The 14,060-nt window shown below is 65.3% G+C and carries 8 protein-coding genes; all 8 read left to right on the top strand.

The features are described from left to right. Nucleotides 1-190: 190 nt before the first annotated feature. The 8 genes from B0920_RS06540 (at nucleotide 191) to B0920_RS06505 (ending at nucleotide 14,021) form a co-directional block, all read left to right on the top strand. Nucleotides 191-973, top strand: coding sequence for a TatD family hydrolase (locus B0920_RS06540; RefSeq protein WP_078031736.1), 783 nt, complete (start codon nucleotides 191-193; stop codon nucleotides 971-973). Nucleotide 974: 1 nt separating this feature from the next. Next, a complete protein-coding gene (locus B0920_RS06535; protein WP_078031735.1) occupies nucleotides 975-1,643 on the top strand; it encodes an ankyrin repeat domain-containing protein in 669 nt (222 codons plus the stop codon). A 117-nt stretch (nucleotides 1,644-1,760) separates the two neighbouring features. Continuing rightward, the gene (locus B0920_RS06530; protein WP_078031734.1) at nucleotides 1,761-2,675 is read left to right on the top strand and encodes a methyltransferase domain-containing protein; all 915 of its coding nucleotides are present in this window, start codon (nucleotides 1,761-1,763) and stop codon (nucleotides 2,673-2,675) included. Between the two features lie 349 nt (nucleotides 2,676-3,024). Next, nucleotides 3,025-3,225: a hypothetical protein gene (locus B0920_RS06525; protein ID WP_078031733.1), complete on the top strand. Its 201-nt coding sequence runs from the start codon at nucleotides 3,025-3,027 to the stop codon at nucleotides 3,223-3,225. A 110-nt stretch (nucleotides 3,226-3,335) separates the two neighbouring features. Next, a complete protein-coding gene (locus B0920_RS06520) occupies nucleotides 3,336-3,563 on the top strand; it encodes a DUF6139 family protein (RefSeq protein WP_078031732.1) in 228 nt (75 codons plus the stop codon). Between the two features lie 177 nt (nucleotides 3,564-3,740). Then, complete coding sequence (gene lpxO / locus B0920_RS06515) at nucleotides 3,741-4,640, top strand: lipid A hydroxylase LpxO (protein ID WP_078031731.1); 900 nt, start codon at nucleotides 3,741-3,743, stop codon at nucleotides 4,638-4,640. A gap of 185 nt (nucleotides 4,641-4,825) precedes the next feature. Continuing rightward, a complete protein-coding gene (locus B0920_RS25500; RefSeq protein WP_179119105.1) occupies nucleotides 4,826-8,212 on the top strand; it encodes a calcium-binding protein in 3,387 nt (1,128 codons plus the stop codon). 175 nt (nucleotides 8,213-8,387) lie between these two features. Further along, complete coding sequence (locus B0920_RS06505; RefSeq protein ID WP_078031730.1) at nucleotides 8,388-14,021, top strand: DUF4214 domain-containing protein; 5,634 nt, start codon at nucleotides 8,388-8,390, stop codon at nucleotides 14,019-14,021. The last annotated feature ends 39 nt before the right edge of the window (nucleotides 14,022-14,060 follow it).

Here is a 14,060-nt window from a genome sequence, read left to right as displayed (position 1 = left end):
TTCGGCCCGAGCCGCCGCGAAACCGCCAGCCTTGGGCGCTGTGCGCGGCGCCAATCCTCCAGCTATCGGTTTGCCCGTATCGCCAACCCTCGCCGGTGTCCGACCGGCTTGGCTTGAACCCATCTGGCGCACAGGGGCCAGGCCACCGCCCCGCGCGATGGGAGGGCGCGGGCTCGATTACAATAGCGGGATGTTTATCGATTCCCATTGCCACATCAATTTCCCGGAGTTGGCTGCCCGGATGCCCGAGATTCTGGCCAAGATGGCCGAGAACAAGGTCACGCATGCGCTCTGCGTCTCGGTCGACCTGCCCGACTTCCCCCAGGTGCTGGCCCTGGCCGAGCAGCATCCGCATATTCTCGCCTCGGTCGGCGTGCATCCCGACTATGAAGACACGCCCGAACCGAGCGTGCAGCAACTGGTCGAACTGGCCGATCACCCGAAGATCGTCGCCATCGGCGAGACCGGCCTCGACTATTACCGTCTCGAAGGCGACCTGGAGTGGCAGCGCGAACGCTTCCGCACCCACATCCGCGCTTCGAGAGAGACCCGCAAGCCGCTGATCATCCACACGCGCTCGGCCAGCGCCGACACCATCCGCATCATGAAGGAAGAGGGCGCGGGCACCGATGCGGGCGGCGTGGCCGGGGTGATGCACTGCTTCACCGAATCGCTGGAAGTGGCCGAGGCGGCGATGGCCCAGGGCTTCTACATCTCGTTCTCGGGCATCGTCACCTTCAAGAGCGCCCGCGAACTGCAGGAGGTCGCCAGGGCCGTGCCGCTCGAGCGCATGCTGATCGAGACCGATTCGCCCTACCTGGCGCCGGTGCCTTTCCGCGGCAAGATGAACGAGCCGGGCTATGTCGCCCACGTGGCCGAGTTCATCGCGACCCTGAAGGGCGTCCCGCTGCGCGACGTGGCCAGCCAGACCAGCGAAAACTTCTTCAACCTGTTCCAGACCGCGAGGCCCTGACATGCCCACGACCCGCCGCGTGTTCGTCCTTGCCGGGCTGTTCGCCGGCGTGCTGCCGCTGGCCCGGGGCGTGGAAGCGCCGACGCCGGCCCAGGTGGCGGCCTTCTTCCGCGCGGTGCAGGTCGACGACCAGCGCACGGTGGCCCAGATGGTGGGCGCGGTGGTGAACGCCAACGAGATCAATCCGGTGGGTGGCGAGCCGGCCCTGGTGCTGGCTGCGCGCGAGGGCTCGATGCGGGTATTGGAAGTGTTGCTGGCCCACCCGGGCACCGACCTGAATGCCCAGGCGGCCAATGGCAACACGGCGCTGATGATGGCGGCCTTCAAGCGCAACAAGCAAGCCGTGCAGGCGCTGCTGGCCAAGGGCGCGGCCGTCAACCGCGCCGGCTGGACGCCGCTGCACTACGCCGCCGCCGCCGGCGACGCGGAGATCGCGCAACTGCTGATCGAGCGCGGCGCCCGGCTGGACACACCCTCGCCGCGCGCGAGCGGCGCCTATACGCCGCTGATGATGGCTGCCCGCGAAGGGCAGGAGGCGACGGCCCTGCTCCTGCTGCGGCGCGGCGCCAAGGCCGGCCTGAAGAATGGCGAAGGCTTGACCGCCGCCCAGATCGCCGAGCGGGCAGGGCGCAGCGAGCTCGCGGGCGCCATTTCCGGCTTCAAGCCTTGAGGCCCTGAAGTTTCACCACGGAACTAGACGGTAAACACCCCGCAGCTCCGCGTTTTCCCGCGATGCCTGCTTGTCCATAATGGCGCTACGGTACACCTCCGTACGACAAGGACAATCATGCTGAACGAACGCGAAATCGAAAGCTGCTACCTGGGGCAGTTTATCCCGGTCCACTACCATCACAATATGCTGATGGACCAGAACCGGATGCACAGCTTCAAATCCGCCATCCATTACTCCGTCTTCCCCGGCGCCAAGGTGCTGGAACTGGGCGGTGGCACCGGGGTGCTGTCTTTCTTCGCGGCCCAGCAGGCCAGCAAGGTCTACTGCGTCGAGTACAACCCGGACATGGTGCGCGAGGCGCGCAAGTTCCTGGCGATCAATCCCAACGGCCACAAGGTCGAGGTGGTCCATGCGGACGCCTTCGATTACCTGCCGCCGGAGCCGGTGGATGTGGTGATCTGCGAGATGATCCACGTGGGCATGCTGCGTGAAAAGCAGGTCGAAGTCATCGAATCCTTCAAGCGCCGCTATCTGGCGCGCTTCGGCGGCCCGCTGCCGCTGTTCATGCCGGAAGCCGTCATCATGGCGGCCCAGCCCATCCAGCAGGAATACGACTTCGAGGGCTTCTACGCCCCGATCGTCCAGTTCCAGGAAACCGGCGTCGTGTATCCGGGCACGCTCGAGCTGGGGCAGCCGGCGGTGTACAGCATCATGGACTTCCAGCAGCCGGTCGACACCCAGATCGCCTACGAAGGCTCGATGGTGATCGAGAAGAGCGGCACGCTCAATGCGATGCGCTTCATCACCAAGAACGTGCTGGCGGTGGTGCAGGAGCAGTCGACCACGATCGACTGGCTGAACCATTACATGACCCTGCCGCTGGCCCAGCCGCTGCAGGTGCAGGCGGGCGACCTGCTGCGGGTGGCCTTCCAGTATCGCGCAGGCGGGTCGATTCCCTCGCTGCAGGCGTCGATCCAGACGCAGGTGGTGAATCGCGAAGTGGAGGCGAGGGTGGCGGCTTACGCTTGAGTTGCGGGTAGGGGGCGAACTTGGGTTCCCGCCTGCGCGGGAACGACGGTTTGAATGCTCGACTCTTACCCCTTGCCCAATATCGTTGGTCCCGGCACTGCCGGGACCGACTATGCAGCACTGTTGGGAACGACTTACCGGCGCTGCCGGGACCGACTTTGCAGCAGTGCAGGGAACGACTTCCCACGTAGGCGGACACCTAGGTTTGCCGACAGGCCCTGAGCGTCCCCCGCCCACCCGCCTATTTCCACCACTCACCCCGCCTTTTCCACCATCCGTCGCAAGCAGTTTGAGCCCGCGCCCCAGCGTGCATAGAGTGGCCATGCCCTCTGACGAATTGGAGCGAACAATGCTGAGTTTCCTGGTGTGGCTGCTGCTGCTCTTCCTGTGCTGGCCGATCGCCCTGCTGGCCCTGGTCCTCTACCCGCTGGTCTGGCTCCTGCTGCTGCCTTTCCGCCTGCTCGGCGTCGGCGTCGAGGCCGTGTTCGAGTTGCTGCGCGCTATCGTCATGCTGCCGGCCCGGGTCCTGGGTCACTCTCCAGGCAGATGAGGGCGCTCGGTTGAGTGTGGTCTAATTAACAGACGACAGCATCCGGATCTTCTACTGTGGAACTGCCCGCTTTCATCCGGAAAGCGGGTTTTTGACTAGAGGAAAAGACTATGCGCCTGGATATTTACCGCAGACCAGAAAGCGACGGCAAATACTCGTATTTGGCTGTACCCGAAGCGAAGAACATTCCTGAAGAGGCCACCAATACGGATTGGCAGATCGAGGCCAGGGCCGTCGAAGTCGAGGACGATGCCAGCGAATTGCCGGATTTCGACATCAATAACCTCAGCGGTCAGATCGCCGAAAAAGGCTATGCAATGACCTCCGTGCTGCACTAAGCTGCAGCCGGCGGCCGGCCCGAGGCAACCGGGCCGGTGGCGCGCGCCGGAGTGTGTATCCGGCGCTTCACGTTGCCGTCGATGTCGGCCCAGCCCCCACCGCTGCACGGCCGTTATGGTATCCTGCGTCCTTGATCAAGCAAGCCAGCCGTCGAATCGGCTGAGATGGAGGACGTAATGAAGTGGGTTGTCGTGGGTTTCTATCTGTTGTCGATCCTGCACATCCATTTTCGCGGGCGCGTGCGCCTGCCGTTTCGCCGCCAGTTGTTCGATCATTCGTCGTTCATGGCGCCGATTAACATCTTCATGCACAAGTTCTCGCGGGTGCCGGCCAAGCCCTTCATCCCCGTGAGCGAATTCCCCGAACTGGCCCGCCTGCAGGAGAACTGGCAGGTGATCCGCGCCGAAGCCGAAAACCTGCTCGCCCTCAAGAAGATCAAGGCGGCCGAAAAGAACGACGACGCCGGCTTCAATTCCTTCTTCAAGAATGGCTGGAAGCGCTTCTACCTGAAGTGGTACGACGCCAGCCACCCCTCGGCCGAGCGCCTCTGCCCGCAGACCTATGCGCTGCTGCAGTCCATTCCCTCGGTCAAGGCGGCGATGTTCGCCGAGTTGCCGCCGGGCGGCAAGCTGAACCCGCACCGCGATCCGTTCGCCGGCTCGATGCGCTACCACCTGGGCCTGGCCACGCCGAACGACGACCGCTGCTTCATCGAGGTGGATGGCGAGCGCCACAGCTGGCGCGACGGCCAGGGCGTGGTCTTCGACGAAACCTATATCCACTGGGCGATCAACGGCAGCGAGAGCGACCGCATCATCCTGTTCTGCGACGTCGAGCGTCCGATGCGCTACCGCTGGATGCAGTCGGTCAACCGCTGGCTCGGTCGCACCATGATGACCGCCGCCGCCTCTCCCAACGAGACCGGCGACCAGGTCGGCCTGGTGAGCAAGCTGTTCCGTATCTCGTATTACGCCGGCCAGTACCGCCGCCGCTACAAGGCCTGGAACAAAACCGCCTACAACCTCACCAAGGTCGCCCTGATCATGGCCCTGGTCGCCTTCGTCGTCTGGGTCTGAGCCCGGTAGCCGCGCCTACAGGCGCGGCCTGACGAGGGGAATTCCCGCATTTCCCCTGTTGCAGCGGCGCCTGCCGCTGGCTATTCGTTTCCCGCTATCAATGCTAAGATACGCGCTCTATTGCTACATATGCAATATTCATGAGCGCGCGGCCGCGCTTTCCTTCCACTCCCACCGAGTCGTCCATGCAAGCGAGCGCGCAACAGGAATCCCCCTTCCAGACCATCGTCAAAACCTACGTTGAATATCTCGGACGTCCAGTCGACGCATCCAACTTGAGCCGCTGGTTGGGCATCTTCGAGGAGTATGGCGAGGAGCTTTCGATCGGCATGCTGCGCTACGAACTTTCGGTGTCGCGCGAATTCCCGTATCCGTATTTCGACCGTACTAACCCGGACAATATCGACCGGATCTATCAGACCTTGTTCGAGCGCACGCCGGACGCGGAAACGGTGGCAGGCTGGATCGCACGCTTGAATGCGGATCCGCTCATGGGCCTGGGCAATGTGGTCCGCGAGCTGAGCGACGGCGCCGCTGGCGACGATGCGACTGTGCTTGCCAGTAAGATCGCGGCTGCCGAAGCCTTCGTCGGCGCGCTCGATACCCCGGCCGAGATGAAGGCGTATGCGGGCTACGCCGGCTTGCGCCTCGGTACTGAATTCCTGACTGGAATCAAGGGCCCAGGCTCGCTGGAACTGGCGCTGGGGACGCTCGACGCCACCATGGAGGAATTGCTCCAATTACCGCCGGATCGCCCCGCACAAGTGCAGATGAGCATCGCGGGGACGCCGACGCTGGGCGCCACCCTGCACGCCACTTACCGCAGCACGGACCCGGACGGGGTCTCCTTCCAGGAAGTGCGCTGGCTTGCCAATGGCGCGCCGATTCCCTGGGCCTATGAGGACACGCTGGAGATCAGCAGCCTGCTGGCCGGCATGGACATCGCGCTGCGCGTTACGATCACCGACGCGCGCGGCTTCACCACGGTGCACGTCAGCGAGACCGTGAAATCCGGGAATGACCGCTTCGACGGCACCCCCGGCGAGGACTTCTTCCTCGGCGGAGAAGGCGACGACCTGTACCGCGTCAACCGCGCCGGCGACCTCATTGTCGAGAAGGAGAACCAGGGCACGGACCAGGTCGATGTGGCCTTCACCGCGGCCGGAACCTATACGCTGTCGCCGCACGTCGAGAACGCCACTGTCGTCTCGGCCGGGACGCTGGCCGTCAACCTGGTCGGCAACGCGCAGGACAACCGCCTGACCGGCAATGCCGGCGCCAATACCCTGACCGGCGGGGCCGGCAACGATGCCCTCGACGGGAAGGGCGGCAAGGACACGCTGGTCGGCGGCGCCGGCGACGACGTCTACATCGTCGATGCCGCCGACCTCGTGGTCGAAGGCGTCGACGGCGGCGTCGACCGGATCGACACCGCGCTGACCAGCTATACGCTGGGGAGCAACCTGGAAAACCTGCGCTACACCGGCAGCCAGTCCTTCACCGGGAACGGCAACGCGGGCGCGAATGAGATCGCCGGGGGCGACGGCGGCGCCAGGCTCGCCGGCAATGCAGGCAAGGACGTCCTGCGCGGCGGCAAGGGCAGCGACAAACTCGATGGGGGCGCCGACGACGACACCCTGTACGGGGCTGGCGGCAACGACAGTCTGTTGGGTGGTACGGGCGACGATGCCTTGCATGCCGGAGGCGGCGCCGACCTGCTCGACGGAGGCGCGGGCGAGGACAGCGCGTACCTGTCCGGGGCCTTCGGCGACTACGAGCGCAGCCGGCCAAATGCCACCGATACCTTGCTGGTGCATAAGCTGACCAAGGATGCGATTACCCTTCGCAATGTCGAACATGTGGTGTTCGCCGATGGGAGCAGGAGCCTGGCCGAGGTGCAGCTGTCACTCCCCAGTGCCGGCGACGATGTCCTGGTGGGTACGGACGGCGCGGACCTGCTCGACGGCGGCCTCGGGGCCGACGCCATGCTTGGGGGCCTCGGGAATGACCGTTACGTCGTCGACGTGGCGGGCGACCTCGTCACCGAGCTCGCGGATGGCGGGACCGATCGGGTCGAGGTCGCCTTCCGCGTCGCCGGCAGCTATACGCTCGCCGATCACGTCGAGCATGCAAGCGTGACCGCCTCAGCCAAGATCGCCGTGAACCTGTTCGGTAACGGCCTGGACAATACCCTGGTGGGCAATGCCGCCGCCAACCTGCTGCAAGGCGGAGCCGGTAACGACATTCTCGACGGCGGCGCCGGCAAGGACAAGCTGGTCGGCGGCACCGGCGACGACACCTACGTGGTCGACCTCGCCAGCGACGTGGTGGTCGAGGCAGCCGGCGAAGGCGCCGACCTGGTGCGGACGAACCTGGGCAGCTACAAGCTCGGCGATCACCTCGAATCCCTGCACTACACCGGCGCCAAGGGCTTCGTCGGAACCGGCAACGCCCAGGCCAACGTCATCGTCGGCGGCGCCGGCGCGGACAAGCTGAGTGGCGCGGACGGTGGCGACTTTTTGGACGGCCATGGCGGCAACGATGTGCTGGAGGGCGGCAATGGTGACGACAAGCTGGTCGTCGGCAAGGGAGCGAGCAAGGTCGACGGTGGTGCCGGCCAGGACACTCTCATGCTGGCCGGCGAGTTCGGCGATTACGTCCGCAGCCGGCCTTCGCTCGAGGAAACGGTACTGGTCAACAAGGTGCTCGGCATCCAGATCAGCGTGCGCAACGTGGAGCAGTTCGTGACCTCGGAAGGCGAAATCACGCTGGCCGAGCTCCAGGACAACCTGGCCACCGCCGGCAACGACGAGCTGGACGGCACGGATGGCGACGACCTGCTCGACGGTGGCGCCGGAGCCGATACGTTGCGAGGCGGCCTCGGCGACGATCGCTATGTCATCAATGTGGGGAACGACAAGGTGGTGGAGCGGGAGGGCGAGGGCAGGGACACCGTCGCGCTTGCCTTTACTGCGAAAGGCGCCTTCACCCTTGCCGAGCACCTCGAGGAGGCGGTGGTGGTCGCGGCGGCTGGCATCGCGGTGGACGTGAGCGGCAACGCGCTCGACAACCGGCTGATCGGCCACGCCGGCGCCAACATGATCGCCGGCGGGGACGGGGCCGACCGCTTGACGGGCGGCGCCGGCAAGGACGTGTTCGTGCTCGACAGCGCGATCGGCGTCGACACGGTGACGGACTTCGTCACCCGTACGGACAAGCTGCGGGTTCTGCAGGACGCCTTCCGGATCGGCGACGGCGACGCCGTGGTCGAAGGGGCGGTGCTGCGCACCGGCCCGGGCGGATTCGCGGCGAGTGCCGAACTGGTGATCCTGACCACCAAGCTCAGCGGTGAATTGACGGCGGAAACCGTGGCGACGGCAATCGGCAGCGCGCAGTCCGCCTACACCGCCGGCGCGCAAACCTTGTTCGTGGTCGGTGACGGCAAGGACAGCGCGGTGTTCCTGTTCACCTCGAACGGCGCCGACAGCCTGGTCGCGGCGGACGAGCTGCAGATGGTCGTGGAGCTGCTGGGGACGCCCTCGGTCGCCGTCGGCGACTTCGCTTTCGGCTGATTTTTACTGGTACGGGGTGTGAATCCGGTGGTTTTTTGAGAGATTGCCATCGGCGCCACACTAATTGCGTCAAAGAAATTGATGATCTTCTAAGGTAAATGTTAGTATCAGGTTCGCTTGCCAATTTGCAACAGTAGGCGAGCCTTTTTTCCTAACATTACGCAAAGAGCCCCGCATGCCGAGTCGCGCCGACGTAGTACAAGAATCTTCCACCTTTTCCCAGAACCTCATCAGTGCCGGCAGCATCGCCTCCAGCGCCAGTCTGGAAGCAGCCCCCGACGTGGGCCGGGTGATACAGGAACTCTTCGTCACCTATTTCGGACGTCCCGCCTTCCCCGATGAGGCTGCCTATTGGACGGGCCAGATCGAAGAATTCATCGTCCACGGCGATACCGAGTCCGCGCACTTCATTTTCGGTGAATCGATGCCGGAATTCCATGCCCGGCTTGCGGGTCAGAGCAATTCCCAGATCGTCGCAAGCGCCTACGCGCGCCTGTTCAACCGCGACCCGGACGCGGCGGGCCAGGCTTTTTGGAAAGAACAGCTCGACAAGCACACCATCACCGCAGGTGGCCTGATGCGCGTGCTGGCTGAAGGCGCACAAGGAGCCGACAAGCTCGCATACGAAAACAAGGTCTCCGCCGCCCAGGCGTTTGCCGAGGCGGCGGCCGAAGCGTTCGAACACGATGAGCAGATCGACGCCGGGGCAGCGATCGACTTCGTCGCCGCGGTGGCGACCAGCGCCTCGCTCGACGCCGCGATTGCGGCGCTGCCGGAGGTGATGGCCGACATCGCGGCCCTCCCCGAGAACCTTCACTTTACTGGGACGGTGTCCATCGAAGGCGAACTCGCTGTCGGCGCTACCGTTACCGCAACCCATAACCTGCAGGACGGCGACGGGCTGGGCGCCATCGTCTACCTGTGGTACTCCGGCTACCGGCTGGTGCAAAGTTCGACCAGCGCGACGCTCGAGATTACCGAGGAGTTCGCTGGAAAGAGCCTCTGGGTCACGGCTGCCTTTGCCGACCTGCGGGGTGAAGTCGGGACCGCTGGCACCCAGCCGACCAATCCGGTGCGCATGAGCCCTGCGGCCAAGGCCGTGGAGCAGGTTTATGTCGAATATCTCGGCCGCCCCGCCGACGCTGAGGCCCTCGAGCGCTGGACCGCCATCGTCGAAGCGCAGCAGGGGACTGGGATCCAGTCCTTGCGTACCGCAGTGCTTGCCTCGACCGAATTCGCCAGGCTCTATTCCGGGAAGACCGCCGAGCAGAAGGTCGAACAGGTGTTCCAGACCCTGTTCGGCCGTCCTCCCGAACCGGAAGGCTTGGCGTACTGGGCGGGCACTTTGAAGGACGGAACGATGGACATCGGCTCCGTGATCCGCGAAGTGGCCAAGGGGGCGCAGGGCGAGGATCGGGCCGTGCTGGACAACAAGGTCTGGGCTGCCGAGGCCTTCAGCGGTTCGCTCGACGACAATTACCTGAAGATGATCTACGCCGGCTACGATGCCTACGCCCTCGGCCGCGGATTCATCGCAGGCGTGACCGACCTTGCCTCGCGCGACGCGGCCCTGGCGGAAGCAGCGGAAGCCGTTTACGGCCTGACCGAGCTCGCCCCCAACCATTGGCCGCAATTCTCCTACCAGATCGTCGGCGAGGTGGCCGTCGGGAATACCCTGGAGCTCAAGTTCATCGATCCGATCGAGGACGAGGACGGCGTCGGCCCCCTGAGTTACCAGTGGAAGGCGAACGGGGTGGCAATCCCCGGCGCCACCTCGAGCAAATATGTGGTCCAGGCCGCCTACGCCGGCGCCACCATCACGGTGAGCTTTTCCTATGTCGACGAGCGCGGGTTTGAAGAGAGCTTCGACAGCTATCCGCTGCAGGCCATCCAGACGCACGCCGGCAGCGCCGGCGCCGACACCCTGGCCGGCGGCATCGGCGACGACATCTATGTGATCAACCATGCCGGTGACCAGATCGTCGAGAAGGCCCACGAGGGCATCGATACGGCCCTGGTCAGCCTGGCCAATGGCGGGACCTTCGTGCTGCCCGCGAACGTCGAGAAGGGCACTGCGGCGAGCGGGACGGCCCCCGTCAACATTACCGGCAACGCGACGAGCAATGTCCTCACCGGTAACGACGGCGCCAATACCCTGATCGGCGGCGAGGGCAACGACTTCCTCGATGGCCGCGGCGGCAAGGACACCCTGGTCGGTGGCGTGGGCGACGATTACTACACCGTCGACAATGTCGCCGACGTGATCACCGAACTGGCCGACCAGGGCCAGGACAGGGTCACCGCGACGGTGAACAGCTACACGCTCGGCGCCAATGTCGAAGGACTCTACTTCGGCGGAAAGGGCAATTTCACCGGTACGGGCAACGAACTGGACAATTTCCTCGTCGGGGGAACGGGCGATGACAAGCTCAGCGGCGCCGCCGGCGGCGACACGATGCATGGCTTGGCGGGCAGCGACACCCTCGATGGCGGCAGCGGCGCCGACCGGCTGCACGGCGGCGACGGCAGCGACAAGCTGTTCGGCGGCGAAGGCGATGACGAGATGGAGGGCGGCGCGGGTGAGGACAGCCTGGACGGCGGCGCGGGCGCAGACATCATGAACGGCGGCGACGGCAACGACAAGCTGTCCGGCGGCGACGACAACGACTGGCTCTGGGGCTCGGCCGGCGCCGACAGCCTGGACGGCGGCAATGGCGCTGATCAGCTGGTCGGTGGCGATGGCAACGACAACGTGCTTGGCGGCGCGGGCGCCGACAAGCTGTGGGGCGACGCCGGCGACGACGTGCTGGACGGCGGCGCCGACGGCGACCAGATGGTCGGCGGCGATGGCAACGACAAGCTGAACGGCGGGGATGGCGACGACCAGATCTGGACCGGCGCCGGCAACGACACCGTGTCGGGCGGGGAAGGCGCGGACGTGATCCGTTTTGACAGCGGCAACGACCTGATCGATGGCGGCGCCGGCAACGACGTGGTCATCATGAACGGCACCCTGGGCGAGTACACCCGCTCGCGCCCGAACGGGACGGATACGGTGCTCGTCCACAAGGTCAGTGGTGCGACGATAACCCTGCGCAACGTGGAAAGGGTCGTTTTTATCGACGCCGACCTCACGCTCGCCGAGCTGCACGATAATATCGCCACCCCCTTCGACGACGAGCTGACGGGCAGCGATGAGGCCGATCTCCTCGACGGCGGGCTGGGCAACGACACGATGAGCGGCGGCCTCGGCCACGACCGCTACGTCGTCAGCGGCCCGGGAGATACGATCATCGAGGATGCCGACGCCGGCACCGACGAGGTGCGGGTCGCCTACACGGTGAAAGGCACTTTCACCCTGGCGGATAACGTCGAACGCGCCATCGTGACCTCGGCCGCATCGATCGCCGTCAACCTGGAAGGCAATGAGCTGAACAACAACCTGGTCGGCAACGGGGCGACGAACGTCATCAATGGCGGCGCCGGAAACGACTTCATCGATGGCGGCGCCGGGAAAGACACCTTGAGCGGCGGCACCGGCGACGATTTCTTCGTCGTCGACAATGCAGGCGATGTGGTGCGCGAATCGAAGGACGAGGGTCGGGACACGGTGATCACGACGCTCGCCAGCATCACGCTCGCCGCCGAGGTCGAGAACCTCCTCTACGACGGCAAGGGCGCGTTCGCCGGGACCGGCAACGGTGGCGACAACCTGATCGCGGGCGCCGGCGGCAGTGACAAGCTGAGCGGCCTGGCGGGCGACGATACCCTGTTCGGCGAGGGCGGCAACGATACCCTGCTGGGCGGCGACGGCGACGACTACCTGGACGGCGGCAGCGGCGAGAATGTGCTGGACGGCGGCGCCGGCCAGGATACGGCCTATATCGAAGGTTCCCTGGACGAGTATGTGCGGGTACGTATCTCCGCCACCGACACCGTGCTGACCAATGCCGAGCGCGGCGTACGCATCACGCTGCGCAACATCGAGTCGGTCACCAACGGCACCGACACCTGGAGCATCGACCAGGTCAACGAGAATCTGGCCAGCATCGGCAACGACACCCTCGTTGGTACCGACGACGACGACGAGATCGACGGCGGCCTGGGCAGCGACACCATGGAGGGCGGCGAAGGCGACGACCGCTACTTCCTCGACGTCGTCTCCGACAGCGTGATCGAAGAAGAGGGCGCAGGCATCGATACCGTCGTGCTCGGCTTCAAGGGCGCGGCAAACTACGTGCTGGGAGAGCACGTCGAGAACGCCATCGTGAATGCCTCCGGCGCCATCAACGTGACCGGCAACGCGCTCGACAATGAGCTCAAGGGCGGCGCAGGCGCCAACATCCTGAACGCGGGCGCAGGCGACGACCTGCTCGACGGTGGTGCGGGCAAGGACACCATGATCGGCGGCGCGGGCGACGACGTCTACGTGGCGGACATCACTGCCGACCTCGTTACCGAGACCCAGGATGGCGGCACCGACCTGGTCAAGACCAGCGCCGTGAGCTACAAGCTCTCCGATTTCGTCGAGAACCTGACCTACACCGGCAACAAGGGCTTTACCGGCACCGGCAACGCCGGTAATAACGTGATTCTCGGTAACGTCGGCGCCGACAAGCTGATTGGCGGCGCCGGCGAGGACTACCTGTACGGTGGCGACGGTAACGACAGCCTCGACGGCGGCCTCGACGACGACCGCCTGCTCGGCGGCGCCGGCAACGACACCCTGCTGGGTGGGGCGGGCAAGGACGAACTGTACGCCGGCACGGGCGTCGACATCGTCGACGGCGGCGCCGACCAGGACACCCTCTACCTGGAGGGCAAGCTGGCCGACTACACCCGGTCGCGTCCGAATGCGACCGACCTGGTGCTGGCGAACAAGAAGACCGGCGAGCAGGTCACCCTGCGCAACGTCGAAAACATCGTCTTCATGGATGCCGAGAAAACCATCGAGCAATTGCTTGCCGACCGGGGCACCGCGACCAACGACGTGCTCAACGGCACCGACGGTGACGACGTCCTCGACGGCGGCGGCGGCGTGGACACCATGACCGGCGGTAGAGGCGACGACACCTATGTCGTCAGCATCGCGGCCGATATCGTGAAGGAAGAGGTCGACGAAGGCCTCGACCTCGTCGAGGTCGCGTTCACGGCGAATGGCAGCTACGTCCTGGCGGCAAACGTAGAGAACGCGAGCGTGACCGCGGCTGCCACGCTGGCCGTGAACCTGACCGGCAACGCCCTGGCCAATCACCTGACCGGCAATGGCGGCGCCAATACCCTGCTGGGCGCAGGCGGCGACGACATCCTGTCCGGCGGCCTGGGCAACGATATCCTGAATGGCGGCGCGGGCGCTGACGAAGTGTTGACGGGGGCCGGCAAGGACATCGTCGTCCTCGACAGCGCGGAGGGCTACGACACCGTGGGCGATTTCACCACCCTGCAGGACAAGCTGCGTATTTCCCAGTCCGCCTTCAAGATCGGCGACGGCGATGCGGTGGTCGAGGGCGGCCTGGTGCGTACCTCGGCCGGCGGATTCAGCGACAAGGCGGAACTGGTGATCTTCAGCACCAATATCGCCGGCGATATCACCGAGGCGGCGGCGGCCAGCACCATCGGCTCGGCCACGGCGGACTATATCGCAGGGGCCAAGGTCTTGTTCGTGGTCGACAACGGCGTCGACAGTGCGGTCTACCTGTTCACCTCGAGCGGGAAGGACAAGGAAGTTTCCGCAAGCGAGCTCACCCTGATCGCCGAGCTGGTCGGCACGCCGGCCACGGCGCTGGCGGACTACGCCTTCGCGTCCTGAGGACGTCATGGCTGCGCCGGCAGCCTCCCGGTCCCGCCC

It is taken from the genome of Massilia sp. KIM, from assembly GCF_002007115.1.
Lineage (GTDB): Bacteria > Pseudomonadota > Gammaproteobacteria > Burkholderiales > Burkholderiaceae_D > Telluria.
Note: the sequence above shows the minus strand (reverse complement) of the source record. Positions and strands in the feature narration are given on the sequence as shown.

Bases quoted from the DNA above. Each gene is read 5' to 3' on its own strand.
- B0920_RS06540 (WP_078031736.1), top strand. From the start codon at position 191: ATGTTTATCGATTCCCATTGCCACATCAATTTCCCGGAGTTGGCTGCC.
- B0920_RS06535 (WP_078031735.1), top strand. From the start codon at position 975: ATGCCCACGACCCGCCGCGTGTTCGTCCTTGCCGGGCTGTTCGCCGGC.
- B0920_RS06530 (WP_078031734.1), top strand. From the start codon at position 1,761: ATGCTGAACGAACGCGAAATCGAAAGCTGCTACCTGGGGCAGTTTATC.
- B0920_RS06525 (WP_078031733.1), top strand. From the start codon at position 3,025: ATGCTGAGTTTCCTGGTGTGGCTGCTGCTGCTCTTCCTGTGCTGGCCG.
- B0920_RS06520 (WP_078031732.1), top strand. From the start codon at position 3,336: ATGCGCCTGGATATTTACCGCAGACCAGAAAGCGACGGCAAATACTCG.
- lpxO (WP_078031731.1), top strand. From the start codon at position 3,741: ATGAAGTGGGTTGTCGTGGGTTTCTATCTGTTGTCGATCCTGCACATC.
- B0920_RS25500 (WP_179119105.1), top strand. From the start codon at position 4,826: ATGCAAGCGAGCGCGCAACAGGAATCCCCCTTCCAGACCATCGTCAAA.
- B0920_RS06505 (WP_078031730.1), top strand. From the start codon at position 8,388: ATGCCGAGTCGCGCCGACGTAGTACAAGAATCTTCCACCTTTTCCCAG.